Origin of the sequence: Streptomyces sp. SM1 (genome assembly GCF_002910825.1) — a bacterium.
GTDB lineage: Bacteria > Actinomycetota > Actinomycetes > Streptomycetales > Streptomycetaceae > Streptomyces > Streptomyces okerensis.
In genome coordinates, this window is record NZ_NEUB01000768.1 from 19233 (window position 1) to 38634 (window position 19402).

Consider the following 19402-nt stretch of genomic DNA (forward strand, 5'->3'; position numbering starts at 1 on the left):
TGTCGTGCAACCAACTCCCCTGGCTGGCACCGCTCTTGGCGACCCCTGACTTTCCCTCTCACTCATCCATATCCCTGCTCGGGACACCGTGGCGCATCCACCCAGCGCGCCACCACGCCGAGCGACTCGCACCGAAGGAGGACCCGGTGGGTCTCAGCAACTTCACACCCGGCGGCTCCGACGACGACAAGGGCAACGGCGGTGGCGGCAGCTTCCCTCCGCAGTTCCCGTCCGCGGCCTTGCCGTCCAGCGGTGGCAGCGCCGATGACGTCAAGGAGCTCCTCGTCGACTACAACGAGAAGTTCAAGAACGCCGATCCGACCATGTTCCGTGACACGCTCATCGGGCAGGTCCTCTCGGTCATCATCAGCAAGACCAAGCCCAACGCTCTGCTGGTCGGTTCCGCCGGCGTCGGCAAGACGAAGATCGTCGAGGACATTGCACGGCGCATCGCGCTCGGCGACGCCCTCATTCCCGACCAGCTCAAGGACTACACGATCTACGAGCTGCCCATCACCAACATCATCGCCGGGACCGGCATAGTCGGCTCGCTGGAGGAGAAGGTCAAGGCAATCGTCGAGTTCGCCTCGGACCCCAAGAACAAGGCCATCCTGTTCATGGACGAGATCCACCAGATCACCGGAGGGTCCGGCAGCCATGGCGACGCCGTCGGCCGCAAGATCTCGCAGATCCTCAAGCCGGCCCTGGCCCGCGGCGACATGTCCGTCATCGGTGCGACCACCAGCACGGAGTCTCGTGCCTTCGATGAGGACCCGGCCTTCGCCCGTCGCTTCACCCGGCTCATCGTCGACGAGCTGAGCGTGGAACAGACGCTGGCCGTGATGACCACGGTCCGGCCCGGCCTGATGGCGCACTACCGTCACCAGATCGGGGTCTCCGACGACGTCCTGGCCTCGGTGGTGCAGATCGCCGAAGCGAACTCCCGGGCTGGCCAGCACCGTCCGGACAACGCCATCGCGCTGCTCGACCGGGCGATGGCTGACCGGGTCCTGGAGCAGAAGAAGCTCATCGTCCAGGCCGAGGTCGCCGGCGACACGGCGCTCGCGCAGACCTTGCGGTCCATTCCGCAGGTGCCGCTGACGAGCACCCGTGTGCTCGATGTGGCCAAGCGCCTGATGACCGGAAACGCCCAGCGCAAGGACCTCGACGTTGCCGCGCTGAGCGCCACGCTCACCAGCCGCCTGCAGGGCCAGGACGACGTGCTCGCCAAGCTCACGGACCGTCTGGCCCGCGAAGAGCTCGACCTGTTCCCGACGAGGACGCCCACGACGTGGCTGTTCGCCGGGGCCTCGGGTGTGGGTAAGACCGAGGCGGTCAAGATCATCGCTGAGGAGACGACCGGCACCGAGCCGATCATCCTCAACCTGACCGAATTCCACAGCGAGTGGTCGACGTCGAAGATCATCGGCGCACCTCCCGGCTATGTCGGATCGGACTCCAACCAGGAGCTCCCGTTCGACACGCTGGAGTCCAACCCCCACCGGGTGATCCTGCTCGACGAGTTCGAGAAGGCCGACAAGGCCGTGCAGCGCCTGTTCCTCTCGGCATTCGACGAAGGCTACATCCGCAATGCCCATGGCAAGATCCTGGACTTCTCCAAGGCCCTGGTCATCTGCACGACCAACGCCGCCCGTGATTCGCTCGACGGCAAGATGATCGGCTTCGGCAACAACCCGAAGACCATCTCGAACCAGAGCCTCAACAAGGCACTGGAGCAGTTCTTCGACGCCGAGCTGCTGGGCCGGTTCTCACTGGTCGTGGGGTTCAACCCCATCGACCGGCAGACCTACCGACAGATCATGGCCGCCGACTACGAGCGGCAGCGTGAACGGATCGTCGAGGCCAAGCCGCGGCTGGCCCAGGCGCTTCCCGCGTCGATGCCCGACGACGAGCTGCGCGCCATCGAAGAGACCACCTACGTGGACTCCCAGGGTGCGCGGCCGGCGCGCAAGGCAGTTCGCACCTGGATCGAGGACTACCTGCTCGCTGCCCAGACCGGCGGCACAGCCTCGGCATCCCCCTCGGATGACTGAGCAGCCGTCCACATCGCACCGAGCGCTCCTGTTCCGGATGTTCCGGAACAGGAGCGCTCGGCGTCAAGTCCGTCGACGACATCACAGCGGCGCTGGCCCGGCCCTGACCAGCATCGCGGGGGCGAACACGCTCCCGCGTCGGGCGGCCGGGCCTGGACCAGACAGCGGCCGCCGCCGGCCCGGCTCCGAGGCGCCGGGCCGGTGCCACCCCACCGAACAGGAAGTGACATGACCGAAGAGATCCGGAGCACCGCAGGGCGCCCGATCGGGGCACGCGGTCTGAAGACTCGCAGCCAACTGCTGCTCTGTCTCAAGGAGTTGCTGGCCGAGCACGGCTATCACGCGACGAGAGTGATCGATGTCGCCCGTCGCGCGCGTACCTCGCCCGCGACCTTCTATCAGTACTTCGCAGACGTCGACGCGGCCGCCCTGGAGCTGGCTCGGCCCGTGGCGCAGGAGGGAAGCGACGGACTGATCTACGCGGAGATCGGCAGTTGGTGGGGCGGCGGGCGTCACGCGGCCGGGAGCACGGTGGACGCCTTCTTCGCGTTCTGGCGGGAGCACGAGGTGGTCCTGCGGGTGGTCGACCTGCGGGCGGCCGAGGACGACAGCCGGTTCGCCGAGATCCGCCGCCGCATACTCTCCGGTCTCCTGGGGCACCTGGAGTACGCGATCACCGCTCGTCCGTCATCACCCGGCGCGACGGACGACTCCTTCGCCGCGGCCGAGGCGCTGACGGTGCTGCTTGCCTCGGCCGCCGGGCACCAAAACCCCGAGACAGCGGACTCACAGGTGGTTCGCCAGATGCTGGTCGAACTCATCGCCCGGGCCGTGTCCGGCGGAACCGTCGCCGTCCAGCTGCCGACTGCGTGACCCGTCAGGGACGCGAGTCGAGCACGCGATGTCCGACCGGCGACACGCTCGCGGTAGTGACGTGGTGCGCTAACCCCGGCCCAGACGGGCCGGGTACCCGCCACAACCCTCTCGGGAGTACCGCGTTGGCCGTGACCGCCAATGTGATCGACACGCTGATCGGGCGGCCACGGGCCAGCGACGGCTCGGGCCAGCCCGCACCTGGCCGGACCGCCCTTCCCCACCAGACGACTTCGGCGCCCCGCCTCCCGGCCGGGCACCACTGATTCCACTGCCCATGGGCCGTGCAAAGGACGTCCGTCATGCCACTGTCGCTCTCTCAGCTCGAGAGGCACCTGCTGGGCGCCGCCGAGGTGCTGCGCGGCCCGCTGAGCCCGCACCAATCTCAGGACTATCTGCTGCCGTTCGTCTTCCTGAAGCACGCCAGCGACGTACCTCGCCCCCACGCCCTCATTGCTCAGAAAGGGGACAGCCATGTCCACCATGCTCCCCAAACCTCTGCTCCAAGAGCATCGAAAGCGAGCCATGGAGCTCTCCGCCGCGGCCCGAACGAACCTCACCGCCCATGTCCGGAGCACCGATGAACTCCGCGAACTGGGCCTCATGCTTGGCCTGATCGAGGTCGATCCCGCAGGATCCCTCGTCACGGCCTGTCCCTGGGATCTCGATGCCGACGATGCTGCCGTCGATGGAACCGACCGGCGCCGCTCGGAGTCGACCTCGACGTGAGGTGAGTTGCCGCTGATGAACGACCGCGCGCCTGGGTAGCGCGCGGTGTCCGGGGCGTGGCTTCGCCACATACCCCGGACTCAGGGGCCTAACGGCCCCTGACGGGTGGGTTGAGAGGAACACGGGCGGGGCTCGTCGGCTGACGAGAGCCCCGCCCGTGTTCGTACCTGCGCCCCCATGGCCCAGCCCTGTCGCTGCGCTCTTCGCTCACCTTCGAGCATTCGACTTGCTGTTAATCTCTTATCGGAATTGCTATGCGGCGTGATTCATGCCTTCTATCAATCCGCCTCTCAATCCACTCAAGAAAGGCAGCGACATGCCTGTCCTGCTTGATGACCTCGACCTCTCGGCCAATGCCGTTGCTCAGAAGGCCGTCGACCCGAAGTTCTTCTCCTCGAAGCTCACCGGCAACGGCAAGAAGATCGGCCTGCTCAACGAGTCCTTGCTGCCGATCAACACTGCCACCAACACCGCCTACGCCATGGCCACCGATATCGAGGTCAAGCAGAGCTCGACGCAGCATGACATCACCACGACGTCGATCCCGCTCGCGCCGATCACGCGCCGCGCTCTGAACGCCGGCGGGTCCTTCACCTTGCCGAGCCCGCACGCCGACGACCGCTTCGCTGTCGACACCGCGTCCAGCCGATTCGACGACTGGGACGTCGCCTTCGACATGACCCCGCAGGCGCTCGTGTTCTACGAGGACAAGTCCGGCGGCAAGTCCACGCGCGACCTCGTCATCCAGTACCGGATGGAGCTGTACTTCTTCAAGAATGGGCTGCCCGACCCGGAGTACGCGACCGCTGTCTCGCGCTCGGCCGGCTACGGCAACCACGACGCCGCCGTCTTCCTGCAGTGGGACACCAGCCCGCTGGAGAACGCCCGTGGCTACGTCCAGGACGTGCTCACATCCGCCGGCCTGACGGCCTCCAATCTCGGCGATGAGTTTGACGAGTGGATGCGCCAGTACTCGATCTACGAGCGCATCACGCGCCTGGCCCAGATCTGGGACTCCGAGGTGGTTGCCGACGAGGTCTGCCGCTACATCCAGGACATGCCCGCGGGCCCGACGGAGCAGCAGCTGAATATGCTCGCCGTCCAGCTGCGCTACCTGGAGAACTACAACGTCCCGCTGGAGGCCTACCGCCAGATCCACAAGCAGCTGGATGCGACCTTCTCCGACCGGATCGCCACGAAGCTGTCGAAGCAGAACCTCAGCCTGCTGATGAACCGCACGCTCGACCACCTGGAGCAGATGAAGCCTCAGCTGATCGTGCCTGCGCAGCCGGCCACGCCTCCGAATCTGCCGCCCCACCTGTCCAAGCAGCAGCTCGACGCGCTCACCACGCACGAGCCGCTGGTGATGACGCAGGCGGGAGCCGGCACCGGCAAGTCGACCGTGATCCTCGAACGGATTAAGTACCTCGAAGCCTGCGGCGTCCCCGCCTCGGACATCACGGTGCTCTCGTTCACCAACGCCGCAGCCGACAACATCACGGAGAAGAACCCGGACGTCGGCTCGATGACGATCGCCAAGATGATCATCGACATCTACTCGATGAACCACCCGAGGCACAAGGTCTCGGCCATCGACACCATCATCAACTCGATCGACATCTTCTACCCGAACAGCCAGTTCGCGGCGACGTTCCGCCACCGCCTGCTGGAGGTCGACCAGAACAGGACCGGTGCCTTCACGGCCCTGAACACCTTCGTCGAGAGCCACTTCGACGAGGTGATCGCCCTGCTCGACCGCATCGAGCAGACGTCGCTGGAGCTGCAGATCATCATCTGCTACCAGAAGATCGACGACATGGCCGAGCCGGCCCACGTGCAGTCGAAGTACCTCATCATCGACGAGGTGCAGGACAACAGCGTGTTTGAGTTCATCTACGTGCTGAAGTACATCACCAAGCACGCTCAGTCCCTGTTCATCGTCGGCGATGCCTCGCAGACGCTGTACGAGTTCCGCTCAGCGAACCCGCGCGCGCTCAACACGCTGGAGGGCTCGGGGGTCTTCGCGACTTTCAAGCTCACGACGAACTACCGGAGCAACCAGGAGATCCTGGACTTCGCGAACGTCGTGCTCGGCGGCCTGGAGACGAACCAGTTCGCCAACATCCAGCTGCAGGCGAACTCGCTCGCCATGCCTACGGCCGACTCGTTCCAGGAGAAGGTCACCCTGGAGTACCGCGAGGTGGCCAGACTCACCGGGTTCGTCACCCAGGACCTGCAGGCGATCGTGCGTAACACGGTCATCCCCGACTACGTGGACAAGTGCCTGGACCGGGGCGAGCAGGTGGCTTTCCTGGCCTACTCGCGCCGCGAGGTGTCCTTGATCCAGGATGTGCTCGAAAAGCGCTACCCGGACCGCCACGTCGCCTCTCTGGTCAGCGATCGGGTCTACGCCACGGACATCTTCTCGAAGTACATCAAGTTCTTCTGGAACGACGTCCTGCAGGCACCGCCGGCCAACGCCGCGTTCGTGGTCTCCCAGGGGATCAAGGACAACATGGGCAAGCTGACAAAGAACGCTGCCAACGCCAACGTTGAGAAGGCGATCCTGCGCACGATCTCCGAGTGGTGGATCGAGAACAGCGCGACCATCAACGGCTGGGTCACGCTCTGCCACCAGGGCACGCTCACGCACGTGGCGTTCTTCGATCGGCTGCGCGACAACCTGCTCTCCTTCGAGATTCGGCGGAACCAGCAGAAGCTGAACATCAACAAGCAGAAGAACCAGGAGCGCAAGCGGAAGAACCTCGAGTCCAAGGCCGACCTGGTCGTTTCGACGATCCACGGTGCCAAGGGTCTCGAATTCGACAACGTTGTCGTCCTCTACAGGGAGGACACGAAGATGACCCAGGACGTCAAGCGGATGTTCTACGTCGCCTTTACCCGTGCCATGAAGAGCCAGTACGTACTCGGCTACGGCACCGTGAAGAACCCGCCGATCCAGAGCAGTTACGAGCAGATCGTGACGGCTCTGACCGAGCGCGACAAGAGGAACGCCGCTCGCGCCCTCGGCATCGATCCGGACTTCTTGGACGACAACGACAGCGCTGCTCCCGGCAACACCGAAGATCGCTCTGCGGTCACTGCGGCCGTCTGACCAACCGCCGCCACCCCATGCCGCAGGGGCGGGTGTTCTCGACGAGCGAGACACCCGCCCCTGCGGTCTTCCGCATTGCACAAACCTACCTCGTCCAATGGGCCATCCAGGGCGAGGTCCTCTTCGCCATCAACGCCCTGGCAGAACGCCAGGCGCAGCAAGCCGCACCCGCCATGTCCCCCTCCCGCACAGCGACCTAGCTAGGCGGAACGGCGGTGTTTGAGCAGCGCCGGGCCTGCCTCCCGCCTCCACCACGCTTTCCCGCCGAAGAACAGGAATCCACCCATGGACTTTCCCGGCCTGGAACTGAAGATCCGCATGACGCTCGTGGCCGGCCCGGACGCGCGTGTCTTCGTCCCCGTGCGGCTGTACTACACGGACTCCGACCCGTACGCGGTGCAGTTCTCCTTTGACGTCACGCCCGACGAGGTGGTCCGGTGGACGTTCGCCCGGGAACTGCTCGACCAGGGCCTCATCACACCCGCTGGCATCGGGGACGTGAAGATCACTCCGATCGGTCCTCACCGAAACCGCTGCTTCAGCATCGAACTGGAATCCCCCGGCGGATACGCCTGCCTTGAAGGGCCGGCAGCTTCCGTGAAGGCATGGCTCGCCAAGACCTTCGAGGTCATCCCCGCAGGCCGGGAGTCTGAAACCGTCGATATCGACAGCTTCCTCGACGAGCTTCTGACCCACTGAGCCAAACACCGCCCCGCACGCCCGCAACGGGCCCAGCGCAAGAAGACCCGCGCCGCCATGTCACACGAGCGGCGCGCAGCAGCCTCCGCAAAAGCGGCGGCCTCGGCGACCGCGCCGCCGTCTACCTCGTGATCGACCGCTCCTACTTCATGAAGAACTACTTCACCGACGGCACCGTCCAGCGGCTGAGCGACCAGATCCTCAGCCTGTCGGCACACCTCGACGACGACGGCAAGGTCCCGGTCGGCGCGGCTTCTTCTCCGGCGGAATACACACCCTCACGCGAGGCGGCTTGTTCCGCCGCTCCCAGAGTTTCGTCGTCGTCGCACTCGGCGCTCACCAGGGTGGCATCGCGGAGCTGCACAACTCCCTGGGGCACCTCCCTATTGCCCTCGGACAACAGGGGGCTTCCGATCCGCTGGTCCGCCGCCATCTCCATCCACTCAACTCCCGCGAAAGCGAGAAGTCTTCATGCCCGCATCCACGATCGTCGCCTCCGGCGGGGAGTTCCGCCTCTACGGGGACTCCGTGCAGACCTTCGCTGACCTGCCCGTGGCCACCTACACGATCGCCTTCTCTCAGACGACCGGCTACAGCCTGCGCCAGACGGAGCCGCTGGCATGCGCCGGAGAGACCGTCTATGGCAGCCACGCCTCCCGTGTACGGAGGATCGTCACCGGCTACTCCGCCATGGACCGCTCGCTCGGCGTCATCCTCTCCGGCGACAAGGGCATGGGTAAGAGCCTCATGCTCCGCCTGCTCGCCGAGCGGATGCGCGAGGAGCACCACCTGCCCACCGTGCTCGTACACCACGACACACCGGGGCTGGCAGCCTTCCTCGACGAGCTGGGCGAAGTCGTCGTCGTCTTCGACGAGTTCGAGAAGATCTTCTCCAACGAGGACGATGAGTCGCAGAACCAGTTCCTGAGTCTGTTCGACGGGCTGAGCACGACGAAGCGCCTCTACGTCCTGTCGGTCAACGAGCTGCACCGCGTCAACGACTACATGCTCAACCGCCCCGGCCGCTTCCACTACCACATGCGCTTCGCCTACCCCGAGCCCGAGACGGTGGCCACCTACCTGCGCGACCAGGTGCCCGGAGTAGCCGAGAAGCAAGTGGCCGAGATCGTCGACTTCTCCCGGAAGTACGACATCAACTTCGACCACCTGCGGGCGATCGCCTTCGAGCTGCGCCTGGGAGAGTCGTTCGCCGAGGTGATCGGTGACCTGAATATCAAGCGCAGCGAACACGCCGGCTCGCGGATCGAGGCCCACATCACCTGGAAGAACGGCGACACCGACGTCTTCGACGGTCGTGTCGATCTGTTCAACAGCGACAGCCTACAGACCATCAACGACTGGGACACCGGCATCGGGCTGCAGTTCCGCATGCGCGACGCCGTCCCGTCCGAGGACGGCTACCAGCTCCCGGATGGTGCCTTCACGCTCACCGACCTCCGTGACGAGGACGACAGGTCGCCCGACGACGAGAAGGACCTGCGTGCCGCCGCGGTGATCCTGCGCCGTCCCCCGAAGTACTCCATCGACTTCTGAGGACGCCCCCATCTGAACCGCCGAGGCGCCACTCCAGTCTCCTCGGCGGTTCGCTGTCCGGCTCACGCGTTCCTGTACAGAAAGCAGCCTTCGACCATGCCCGAGTACCGCATCGTCTCCGAGCCCCGCCCCGGCGCAGAGCATCGTGAGCCCCGAAGGGCCAACCTTTGCCTCGGCAAGGTCAGTCTCGTCACGGCCATCGACTCCGAGGATCTGTTCCGGGTGACCAGGCGTGAGCTGATCTCCTTCGGCAACGACCTGCACTGAGCGCTATGCAGCCAGATCCGACTGTGCTGCTCGCCTGCCTGGCCGTCGCTGCGCTCGGTGTCCTGTGTCTCGCCATCGGCGTTGGCCGTAAGCGGCGTTGGCGTGATCCCACCCGGCTCTTCAGCTGGCCCCAGAAGCAGCAGCTCATCCGCCAGGCCAACGGCCGGTGCGAGCACAAGCCGCCCCTCTGGTTCCGGTGCCCGGCACCGGGAACTGAGGCCGATCACATACACCCCTGGAGCCGCGGCGGGGCGACTGAACTGTGGAACGGCCAGATGCTCTGCCGCCGGCACAACCGGCGGAAGTCCAACCGTGTGCCGAGCCCCCTCTACCGCTGGCGTCTCGCGCGCCGGCGCAAGAGATACGCGGACGACTCCTGGAGCCGTCGCGACTCGTTCGGCCGTTACGAGCGCGAGGAGTACGAGGTCGGAATGCGCAGGGCCTCGGAACTGATCGACCCCGCCGAGGACGGCGGCCCGAATCCGTCACAGCTCCAGTGCTCGCAGCACAACGGCTTCGGCCCCTGCCCCGGCGCCCCCTACTGCACTCCGAAGGATTCCTGATGACCGACCTGACCCCGAACGACTGGCAGCGTGAGAACCTGCCGCCGCTCGCCGTCGCCTGCCCGGACTGCGGCTCGGCGGCCGGCGAACTGTGCACGAGCCACGGCGGCACCCGCGCCCGCAACTCCCAGGTGCACCAAGGACGTTCCGCCGCATGGAACCAGGCCCGGATCGACGGCAACCCAGCCGTCCGCCTCATCCTCGACGCCACCAAGACCCGGCGGGGCATGCACGGCACGCACGCCGCCGAGCTGCTCGACGCCCATGGCCACACGGCCGAGGCCGAGCGGATCCGCCGCGCCGTGTCCGAGCGGAACGGACTGCTGTCCGCCAAACAGGCCGCCGCGCTCATCCTCGACGAAGCCGAGGGAGGTAAGACCCAGTGAGCGCCCGCGACACACTCATCGGGATCCTCCGACAGTGGGCCGAGCGGCACGACGCCGCCCCCCAGACGTCCGAAGCGCTGGTGGCGGCTTCCGACGCAGAGTTGCTGCGCGAGTGGTCCGTGAAGATCCGCGAGGTCGGCACCGCGAGGGGTTGGTCGGTGTGGGCTGCCGCCTACATGGACCCCGATGTTGAGTTCGTCGACACCGGCATGCCGTCGACCGAGACTATCGTTGCCGCGCTGCGCCGCCTCGATCGCGTCTCGGTCCTGCGCGAGGTCGACGAGCAGTTCGCCGCGATGAAGCTACCCGACGAGTTGAAGGGCACGTTCAACGCCGGTTCCTATGCCGACGCGTGGCGCCGTTGCCGGGTGATCGTCCAGGCCATGGCCAAGGAGAAGGGAAGCCGCCCAGAGCACGAACCGCTGGTCGTGTCGCGGTACGACGTCGCCATGGAGCCCGCCTCGGAGGAAGAGCCGGTCTTCACGGTCGGCGCGGTCACCGAGGACGGGCGGCCCGTGGCGCTGTGCTTCGACCCAGAGACGCGCCGGAAGGTCGCGGCCTGGCTCGCACCGGGCGAGATCGCCGAGCTGGAGCGGCTGCGGGCTCGATTCAGTCGAGGCCCGGCACAGAGTCAGGACCTCACCCAGCGAATCGCCGCGCTGAAGACGGCCAACGCCCAGTGCCGGGCGGCAACGTTCGTTGCTCTCGCCCTGGCGCTGCGCCAGGAGACGTCGTATGACCTGGTGACCAAGCTGGAGGACCTCGGAGAACTCGCGTTGACGGGTGAGCCGGATGAGATTGGAACGCTGGTAGAGCAGATCAGTGAACTGGCTTCGGTCGATGAAGTCGCCACTCGGCTCGGCGGAGAGATCCCGTATGTGCCGGGCCCGAACAGCCAGGACGCGCCGGAGGCCCCGGCCGCTCCCGACTTCTTCCAGCCGGAGCGCACCTATCAGCGCGGACGCTGGATGTTCCAGTGCCTCGCCGTAGCCCCCGCGCCCCACAACGGCCAGGTCCACGCGGTCGGCTACCTCGCCCGCCAAGACGGAACCGCGACCGTGCACGGAATGAGCCCCGAGAACTGGAAGCACGACGGCTGGACCGACGTCACCGAGACGGAGGCGGCGTACCCGGACGTCTCCCCCGTGGCGCACGCCGATGCGCCGTCGCGCACTACCGGCGACACCGCGGGGGAGGACCGGTGAGCCAGCCGCACGACCCGCACGATCCTCAGCGAAGGGCCTCGACGGCTCCACCGGCGCGAAGGCCGCCTTCTTCCAGGAGCGCATCAGCGACGCCATGAGCCGCGCCGCCAACGACGTGAGCGATCTCGCGCCCGAGAACGAGCAGGTACGTGACGCGGCCAACCTCATCGACAGCGCCGCGCTGCACTACCTCGAGAACCCCGGCGCGACCCCGCGCCAGGCGATCAAGGCCAGCTGCGACCAGGACGTCGACGACGTCCTCCGCTGGATCCAGGACTGATTCGACCCACTAATTCTTCCATCCTGAAGGAGCAGATCATCATGGGCGCGAGCATGCTCACCGCCACCATCGCCTTCCCGGCCGGAAGCACCGAACCGCCGAACTTCGACCGAGGCCGTCAGCTGCTCGAGAAGATCGAAGATCCCTCGCTCTTCACCTTCGACGAGCCCGGAACTGAGCTGGAGGAGCTGCTACCGGATCTGGACGACGAGTCCGACCTCTTCGACGAGAACGGCGCAGTGCTCATCGAGTACGCCCGGCGCGCCGGGCTCGTCATCATCAACAACCTCGAAATGGCCCTCGACTCCCGTGAGACGACATTCCTCACGGTCGCCGACTACAGGCTCTATATCTCCGGCGGGCTCTCCAACGGCGACACCCCCACGAACGTGACCCAAGCGATCTGGGACGCCTACAAGCTGCCCGAGAGCGTGATCCTCGCCATGGGCTTCATCCCGGACTACGAGCAGCCGCTCTCCCACGCGAACAGCCGCGGGGCCAGCGCGCCCCTCACTGACACCGATGTGGTCGACGCGATCGCGCTCGGCCTGGGCACCTCGCCGGAGTGGCCCGGCACGGACACCCTCAAGTGGATCGCCGAGGCCATCGGCAAGGTGCGTGACGAACCCGGCAACGCTGAGCCCGTCGAGTACCTCAAGCGCTGGTCAGAGCGGTACGGCCTCGACCCGCTGTCGAGCAAGTTCCTCTCGGCGTACATCGTCGAAGAGATCGGCAAGGCCGGCGAAGACGAGAGCGAGGACTGACAGCGCTCGCACGACCCATAATCTGCAGCACTTGGTCAACCAGCTCAACCACCCCTCGAAGAGGCCGGATACGAGACCCCCAGGCCGCCGGTGGAGGAGTTCGGCTACCGGAAGCGACCAGGGAGCCCACCAACAAGGGCACCTTCCGGCACGAGTAGGTGGTATGGGATGACCCGGAGCTTCAGGGCGAGCCACCAGCCGGCGCCGGAGAATCCGCCGAAATCGGGCCATCAGGGACGGGAAAACCGGCGCCGGTGTGCCAGTGACCACCACCCCGACGCATGTCCGCGCCCATGACCACTCTCCACGTGACCCCGGACGCCCTGTATGCCGCAGCTGTGGAAACGGAGCAGACCGGGCCCGGCGCATATGGGTCGACCAAGGCGGCGAAACAGTCGTACCGATCCCGCCCGCCACCAACGACGACTGACGTCACAACGCACCCGCGACCGACACGGGATGCAGCACCCCAGGTTCACGACGCCAACGTGCGCGGCTGGTTCTTGCGGGAGGGCTGCTCCCAATGGCTGTCCGAGACGGATTTCGACTGATCGCCCGCTGGCGACCACCACGCCCGCGTGCTGCACGCTCCTACTGGAAGGAAGACCCTGTGATGACGCTCCCCACCCCCGGCCAGTTGCGCACGCTCATACATGACGCGCTCACCACAGCGTTGACCCGCGACGCCGCCACACTGCCGGCCTCCATGCTCTACACGCCCGGCTGCCGCCCCGCGCTGTTCATCGACAGCAGCGTGGTCCGAGGCGGTCCCGGAGTCGGCAAGACGTTGTGGGCCCGGGTCCTGACCGACCCTGACCTCCGTGCGGCAGCCGCCTATGACCTGAAGATGCCGCGCCTGGAGGATACCCGGGTGATCTCCGCCCCAGGGGCCGCAGGAGACAGCGACGGCTATCCGGCCGCGCCGGAGCTGGAGGCACTGATCGGCGAAGGAATCCGCCCCGTGACGGTGTGGACCGCTGTCGCCCTGACCGCCCTGGGCGTCTGCGACCTCACACACCTGCCCAGCTGGCGCGACCGCGCGCAGTGGTTGCTGCGTAACCCCGACGCCCTGCGCCAGGCCGTGGCCGACCTGAACTCGCAGGGCCACACTCATCTGGTTGTCTTCGACAGCTTGGACCGTCTCCACCCCGATCAGCGCATTACGGACCGCCTCGCCTCCGGAGTCCTCCAGCTCGCTGCCGACCTGGCCCGCCTCGGGCCGCGCGTGAGGGCGAAGGTCTTCCTGCGCCCCGACACCCTCGACGCGGCCCTGTGGGCGCTCAGGTCCGAGGCCCGACGTGCTCTGCGTACGACCGACTTGAACTGGAGCACGCCGGACCACTGGGGCCAGGTGACCGGAACGCACCTCTACGGGCTGTTCTTCCAGCTCCTGGCGAACCACCCCAGTGAAGGTGCCGCCGCCTTCCGTTCTCTGACCCCGGGCTGGAGGCTCACCCCCGACGGTCGCTTCAGCGCGCCCGAGCAACTGACCTCCGATCCCGCCGCGCAGGAACGCCTCTTCACCGTGATCGCGGACCCGTACATGGGCGCGACCGCCCGCAAGGGCTCCACGTACCGGTTCATGCTCACGCATCTCCAGGACGGTGTCGGCGGAATCAGCCCGCGCCCGTTCCTCATCGCACTGAGGCAGGCCGTGCGCCACGCCCTGGACGATCACCCCGACCACCCGCGCGCCCTTCACCACCGGGACATCCGCCGGGGCGTGCCGGAGGGAGCACGTGCCCGCGCCGCAGAAGTCGAGCAGGCCATGCCATGGGTGCGGGCGGCACTCGCTCCGCTGGCCGGGCAGCAGCTGCCGATCGAATCCGACCAGGTCATCGCCCAGTGGGACCACGCGTGCCTGCCAGACCGTCTTCGACGTCTCGGCTCCCGCACGGCGGACCCGTACCCCGGCGGCATGCGGCACCTAGCCCGCTACCACGACCTCCTCGAAGAGCTCACTGCTGCTGGCGTCGTGCACCCCAGTACCGATGGGTCCTGGGACATGCCCGATCCGTTCCGCATCGCGTACGGCCTGGGACGCCGAGGAGGTGTGAAACCGGCCTCGGCCCCTGTCTAGCCCCGGCTGAGGCGCGCCCGGACTCCGGCCACGCACCGGCACGCGCACCAGCTTCGCGCTGCCCCGCCGCCGGATACCGATAGTGGGGGTGCGCCTCCCGTCGGCTGCGACGAGTGGTCGCACAGCGTGAGCGCAGGCGCTGGTTGGCTCGTCGATTCCTGAAGCCGAAGGCGTTGCGTGCTTCGAACCGCGCATCACCCGCGCCCTCAAGGTCCTCGCCGAGGCGGGCAAGCCCGTGACGCTCGGCACCTTGCAGTGAGAGCTGGAAGGGCCGCCGACGTTCGAGCGGCAGCCGCGCACGGCTGACGACCCGTGAGTGACCCCCGACTACGTCCCCGGCTCCCGGCCTCCAGCGGCCCCACCGCCCGCAGAGCACCACTTCGGCTAGCCGGGAACCGTACCCGTGGGCCGAGTGCAGGTGCACGCACGAGCCTCCGTGCGTGGCGGGCTGGATCGACACCGTCGAGCAGGAGCCCGAGCGCGGCGCCGACAGCCGACCGTACCCGGGACAGCCAGCCCGTCACCCACCAGACGAAACGCCCTTGTCCCAACTGCCGCCCCGAGGCGGCCCAAGCCCTGGCCGACTCGATGCCCGCGCGGCCAGCAATTCTCGAAGTTCCGTAAGCGCAAGGAGCGCTGATATGTCCTTAGCCCAACCCACCGAGACGCGCCCCCCGACCTGGCGCGAGGAACTGACCCACGACCTGGCCGACGCCACAGAGAAGACGCGGGCGGCCTGGCTGTCGCAGCGCAACGTCGTCGCCACCTACCTGCGGGCCGTCATGCCCCACTTGGAGGCGGCGTTCCACCGGGGCAGGCGCGGCCACCTGCGCGACCTGGGGATGCTCCCGCCCTCGCTGACGCACCCGCTCACCGGCCGCGAGAAGCAGGTCATCGTCCGCGTGGCGCGCGGCATGTCCAACGCGAAGACCGGCGTGGACCTGTTCCTCTCCGAGGACACGATCAAGACCCACCTGCGGCGCATCTACAAGAAGACCGGCACGCACGACCGGGCCCACGCTGTCGCCCTCCTGCTGATCCGGGGCGACATCACGGCGGCCGACGTCCTGGAACCCCTGGATGACGACCGTTGACGCCCCTCTCCCGCACCTGGCGCCCGCAGACAGCACCGAGCGCCCGGTCCACCTCGTCGAAATCCGGCGCCCCGACGACGAGTACCCAGCCGCTGCGCCGGCGGGCATGGTGCGGCGGCTGCCAGTTTCACAGCGCCACTGTGAACGCCTGGCCCCCGGACGGCTCGTATCCCATCGAGGCGACCACGCTCACCGACACCGCGGAGTTCCAGGGCTTCTCATGGGGCCACGGGTACAAGCGCGAGATGCCGCTCGACACCCCCGCGAAGGAAGTGGCCGACGCCGTCCTCGCCACGCTCCCGGCCCAGGAGAAGCAGAGCGTGCCGGTCAGCTGAGCCCCGGCTTCGTCATGCCGTCGTGCTCGCCGCCTCCCCACAACATCCCACCGCACGTCAGAGAAAGCGCAGCACACTCATCATGACCAAGCCGACCAACCCCTACGCCCACGCCTACGCGGACTTCCTGCGCGAAACCGCCGAGCACCAGCTCGTGGTGCTCCACGATGACGGCCTCTACCGCCATCTGCGGATCCAGAAGCCCGGCACGCGCATCTGGTCCTGGGACATCACCACCTGGCAGAGCCACTACTCCGACGGCGCGCCGAGCATCGACGTGCACTACTGGGCCGAGAAGCTCTGCGGCGGCCGTTCGTACGAGGTGGAAATGTACGACGCCGACGTGCGCGGCTTCCGCGCGCGCGGCCGTCCGCGACGGCGGAGCAGCCACCCGACGACTGAGGCGGTGCAGTCATGAGCCGCCGTCCTGTCCAGGACCCAGTGATTGACGCAGCGCAGGGCGATGAGATCCACCCCGCCTTCGGCGTCGCGGTCGTGACACGGAGGAGCGGCGGAGGTCGTTCGCTGTTCCAGTCCGACCTGCTCCACAACGAGACCATCTCGCTCTCGGTCCACCAGGCCACGCGCAAACGCGACCTCAACCACGACTGGGTTCATCCAGGCCGAGAGCTCGTGGAGATCGAGATGAGCCTCGCGCAATGGGGCTCGCTCGTGTCCTCCGTGGGGCTCGGCAGCGGCGTGCCGGTGACCATCCGGTGTACCGAGCACGACGCCTTCGTGCCCGAGATCCCTCATCAGCCCCGCACCGCCGAGAGCCTGCGGGAGGTCCGCGAGGTCACCGACCGGATGTACGCCCGTGTCAAGGCCGCCACGGCGGCACTGCACGAGGCGATCCACGAGAAGAAGGGCGTGAGAGCCACCAAGGGGGCACTCAACGCACTGGAGAACGCCGTCGCCGGTGCGGGCAGCAACGCCCAGTTCACCGTCGACTCACTCGTGGAGGCCGGCGAGCAGGTCGTCGCCCAGGCCCGCGCCGACATCGAGGCCCACGTCCTGGAGGTTGTCCGGCTGACGGGTGCCGAGCCCTCCATCGAAAGCTCGTCATTCGATGCCCCGGCGCTGCCGGGGCCCACTACCAGCCGAGAGGAGCCCACCGATGCCTGAACTCACCGTGCCCGACGAGCTGTTCGACGCCGATTCCGTCGCCTCCGACGAGCACAGGCTGGCCGACCGCTTCGACTGGATCATCCAGGACGGCCAGATCGTCCACGCTCCCGTCGTCGGCTGGACCTGGGCGTGCCCCAAGTGCGGCGAGTCCGGAACCCTGCCGGAGGCCCCTGTTGCTCTTTTCCACAGTGCCTCCCCGCACGGGAAACAGCACGCAGCTGGCCCGTTCGACACCCTCGTGCCGCTCCTGGTCTCCGTCGTGCGCGAGTTCCCTGGCTCTGCTCCGGGAGCCGACTGAAGCACCAGCCTCGATACGGAGGGACGTTCGACCTCGAGGAGATCGACGGCGGCGAACGCTGGCGCTGCAAACATGCGGGGCGCATGGCGAGACGTGGAAGCCCATGCCCGGCCTCTACGACTACCCGCACGCCATCGGCACCGCCGCCCACCGCCACCCCACCTGCGAAAGGACCAGCGCGTGACCGATCAGCCGACCGCAGACACGATCACTCCGGAGGAACTCGTCGACCTGCGGCGCGAACTCGCTGGTCTGCACATCACGATGGGCCTGCGCACCTGCCTGACACGGGGCTGCCTGAAGCAGTACGACCACTTCGCCACGCTCACCGGCGGCCAGCCGGCCCGCCCCGAGTGGTCAGGGGAGGGATGGCGGCAGGTAACCCGCGGGCCCGCCACGGGCAGCATCTGCCCCGAGCACCTCGATGCCGTCACCGCGCACCTGCCCCGCACCGTGGACCTGTCCAACGGACGGTGGATGGTGGCCTGCGCATGCGAGTGGATGTCCCGCCCGCAGACGTACGGCGGTCTCCTGCGCCCCCTGTGGGAGGAACATCTCCTGCTCGCCACGGGCCAGCTCGAGGCCCCTGTCTCGCTCGCTGAGAAGCTCGGCCGGCTCCCGCTGGAGGAGCACACCGAGGACAGCCTGCGCGAGCTGTACGAGGCCGTCGAAGACATGGCACCGGCAGACCCTCGGCGGCGTATCCAGCGCCATCGCCGCGGTCCGCAACATGATGCGGACGTCGGCCGACTTCCTGGATCACCGCGACTGGACAGTCGACCGGATCGACGCCTACCTGTGGGCGATCCTCATCGGTTGGGACGACCGCACCCTCCAGGAGGTCGCGGTCAGGCACCGGTGGGACGAGCACAGCATCAAGTACGTACGGCGGATGCACGGCTACCTCGCACCGATCACCGACCCGCAGCCGAAGGAAGACCAGCGATGACCTCCCGGCTTCCCGAGACCACGCCGCTGGTCTGGTACCGCTCGCGCTGCCGCAAGTCCTAGAAAGTGCAGGACCCCGCCTGCCGCTGTAAGACTCCTGTGCCGAGTCTGCGCCCCACCCAGGTCACCGTTGCACGCTCCGAAGCGGCGCCCCCTGCACGCGCTCAGCGACGAAGAGGCCAGGACCCGCGCGCTCCCCCGCAAGAGCACCAAGGTCCGCGTCACCTTTCGGAGCCGAAGTCGTCGACGCCTGGCAGTGGTCCAGCGCAGGCAACCGCAGCCTGGGCTTCACCGTTCGCACCTCGGACGGCCGCAGTTTCACCATCAACCCTCAACTGCTCGGTCTCTCCATCGAACGCATCAATGACAGCGTGGAGGAGTCGTGATGGATGAACAGAGGAGGCAGGAATTGCAGGACAGCCTGCCGGACGACCCGGTCAACGCCGAGCGGCTCCCGGAGTCCCTCCAGCAGAAGGCAGACCGGATCGCCTCTGCCACCGGCCATCCTACCGAGGACGACATCACCCTGCCGTCCCAACTGGAGCGCCTGGCCGACCAGCTGGCCCGCCAGTACGACTACCGGCCCCTGGCCGAGCTCGAGCAGGAAGACCCCGAACGCGCCCAGGAACACTGGGACGCGGCCGCGCACCTGGCGCCGTGGATCCAGGGGTGCCCCCGCGAGGAACGCCGTGCCGCCTTTGGCCGCGGCTTCGACAAGGGCAAGGAACGCCAGAAGCTGCGCACTGCCGGCGACGTACGGCGTCTCAAGGACGAGGTAGCCGAACTACGGCAGGACCGTGACCCGGACGGGCTGCGGGCTCGTATCCGGGACCTGGAGTACGCGCTGGAAGGCTGGGACCGCTTCATGACCGGCCGGGTCCTTCCGCGGCCGGACGTGCCAGCGGACTGGAAGATGCAGGCCGCCGAGTACCTGGCCAAGTTGACCGCGGTACAGCGGGAACTTGCCGTGCTGAAGGGCGTGCAGCCATCCAACGCCACCCGGAGCAGCTCGTCGTGACCGAAGGCACCT

The 19402-nt window shown here is 67.3% G+C and carries 22 protein-coding genes; all 22 read left to right on the top strand.

All coding sequences use genetic code 11. From position 1 onward, the window contains the following. Positions 1-146: 146 nt before the first annotated feature. The 22 genes from B9S61_RS23320 to B9S61_RS23425 all read left to right on the top strand — a co-directional run bounded on the left by B9S61_RS23320 (position 147) and on the right by B9S61_RS23425 (position 19390). Positions 147-2054 carry an AAA family ATPase gene (locus B9S61_RS23320; protein WP_103544015.1) on the top strand — a complete coding sequence of 636 codons (1908 nt, stop codon included), beginning with the start codon at positions 147-149 and terminating at the stop codon, positions 2052-2054. A 228-nt stretch (positions 2055-2282) separates the two neighbouring features. Continuing rightward, a complete protein-coding gene (locus B9S61_RS23325; protein ID WP_103544016.1) occupies positions 2283-2927 on the top strand; it encodes a TetR family transcriptional regulator in 645 nt (214 codons plus the stop codon). Positions 2928-3229: 302 nt separating this feature from the next. Beyond that, positions 3230-3511, top strand: a complete 282-nt coding sequence (locus B9S61_RS43530) for a type I restriction-modification system subunit M N-terminal domain-containing protein (RefSeq protein ID WP_103544017.1) — start codon at positions 3230-3232, stop codon at positions 3509-3511. Next, positions 3402-3656 carry a hypothetical protein gene (locus B9S61_RS41005; RefSeq protein ID WP_158697438.1) on the top strand — a complete coding sequence of 85 codons (255 nt, stop codon included), beginning with the start codon at positions 3402-3404 and terminating at the stop codon, positions 3654-3656. The genes B9S61_RS43530 and B9S61_RS41005 overlap by 110 nt, the downstream gene beginning before the upstream one ends. A 316-nt stretch (positions 3657-3972) precedes the next feature. Next, complete coding sequence (locus B9S61_RS23335) at positions 3973-6771, top strand: UvrD-helicase domain-containing protein (RefSeq protein ID WP_103544018.1); 2799 nt, start codon at positions 3973-3975, stop codon at positions 6769-6771. Positions 6772-7056: 285 nt separating this feature from the next. Further along, positions 7057-7470 carry an SsgA family sporulation/cell division regulator gene (locus B9S61_RS23345; RefSeq protein WP_103544019.1) on the top strand — a complete coding sequence of 138 codons (414 nt, stop codon included), beginning with the start codon at positions 7057-7059 and terminating at the stop codon, positions 7468-7470. Between the two features lie 149 nt (positions 7471-7619). Continuing rightward, complete coding sequence (locus B9S61_RS23350) at positions 7620-8015, top strand: hypothetical protein (RefSeq protein ID WP_078507328.1); 396 nt, start codon at positions 7620-7622, stop codon at positions 8013-8015. Then, on the top strand, positions 7942-9024 hold the full coding sequence (locus B9S61_RS23355; protein ID WP_103544021.1) for an AAA family ATPase: 1083 nt from the start codon (positions 7942-7944) through the stop codon (positions 9022-9024). The genes B9S61_RS23350 and B9S61_RS23355 overlap by 74 nt, the downstream gene beginning before the upstream one ends. Positions 9025-9120: 96 nt before the next feature. Beyond that, on the top strand, positions 9121-9291 hold the full coding sequence (locus B9S61_RS41010) for a hypothetical protein (RefSeq protein WP_181007495.1): 171 nt from the start codon (positions 9121-9123) through the stop codon (positions 9289-9291). Between the two features lie 5 nt (positions 9292-9296). Further along, entirely contained in the window at positions 9297-9854 is a 558-nt protein-coding gene (locus B9S61_RS23360; RefSeq protein WP_103544022.1) for an HNH endonuclease, read from the top strand. Further along, entirely contained in the window at positions 9854-10240 is a 387-nt protein-coding gene (locus B9S61_RS23365; protein WP_030214061.1) for a hypothetical protein, read from the top strand. Before B9S61_RS23360 ends, B9S61_RS23365 begins: the two co-directional genes overlap by 1 nt. Beyond that, complete coding sequence (locus tag B9S61_RS23370; protein WP_103544023.1) at positions 10237-11445, top strand: hypothetical protein; 1209 nt, start codon at positions 10237-10239, stop codon at positions 11443-11445. The genes B9S61_RS23365 and B9S61_RS23370 overlap by 4 nt, the downstream gene beginning before the upstream one ends. Before the next feature lie 94 nt (positions 11446-11539). Continuing rightward, on the top strand, positions 11540-11725 hold the full coding sequence (locus tag B9S61_RS23375; RefSeq protein ID WP_103544024.1) for a hypothetical protein: 186 nt from the start codon (positions 11540-11542) through the stop codon (positions 11723-11725). A gap of 41 nt (positions 11726-11766) precedes the next feature. Next, entirely contained in the window at positions 11767-12489 is a 723-nt protein-coding gene (locus B9S61_RS23380; protein ID WP_103544025.1) for a hypothetical protein, read from the top strand. 613 nt (positions 12490-13102) lie between these two features. After that, positions 13103-14569 (top strand): hypothetical protein, encoded by a 1467-nt coding sequence (locus B9S61_RS41015; protein WP_181007496.1) that lies wholly within the window; start codon positions 13103-13105, stop codon positions 14567-14569. Positions 14570-15210: 641 nt separating this feature from the next. Then, a complete protein-coding gene (locus B9S61_RS43535) occupies positions 15211-15663 on the top strand; it encodes a helix-turn-helix transcriptional regulator (RefSeq protein ID WP_006378846.1) in 453 nt (150 codons plus the stop codon). A 140-nt stretch (positions 15664-15803) separates the two neighbouring features. Continuing rightward, entirely contained in the window at positions 15804-15998 is a 195-nt protein-coding gene (locus tag B9S61_RS23395) for a hypothetical protein (RefSeq protein WP_103544027.1), read from the top strand. An 82-nt stretch (positions 15999-16080) separates the two neighbouring features. Beyond that, a complete protein-coding gene (locus B9S61_RS23400; protein WP_103544028.1) occupies positions 16081-16416 on the top strand; it encodes a hypothetical protein in 336 nt (111 codons plus the stop codon). A gap of 23 nt (positions 16417-16439) precedes the next feature. Beyond that, a complete protein-coding gene (locus B9S61_RS23405; protein ID WP_103544029.1) occupies positions 16440-17123 on the top strand; it encodes a hypothetical protein in 684 nt (227 codons plus the stop codon). Then, positions 17116-17424, top strand: a complete 309-nt coding sequence (locus B9S61_RS23410; protein ID WP_103544030.1) for a hypothetical protein — start codon at positions 17116-17118, stop codon at positions 17422-17424. Before B9S61_RS23405 ends, B9S61_RS23410 begins: the two co-directional genes overlap by 8 nt. A 730-nt stretch (positions 17425-18154) precedes the next feature. Further along, a complete protein-coding gene (locus B9S61_RS23420) occupies positions 18155-18373 on the top strand; it encodes a hypothetical protein (protein WP_146064925.1) in 219 nt (72 codons plus the stop codon). A gap of 384 nt (positions 18374-18757) precedes the next feature. Further along, on the top strand, positions 18758-19390 hold the full coding sequence (locus B9S61_RS23425) for a hypothetical protein (RefSeq protein WP_146064926.1): 633 nt from the start codon (positions 18758-18760) through the stop codon (positions 19388-19390). Positions 19391-19402: the final 12 nt, after the last annotated feature.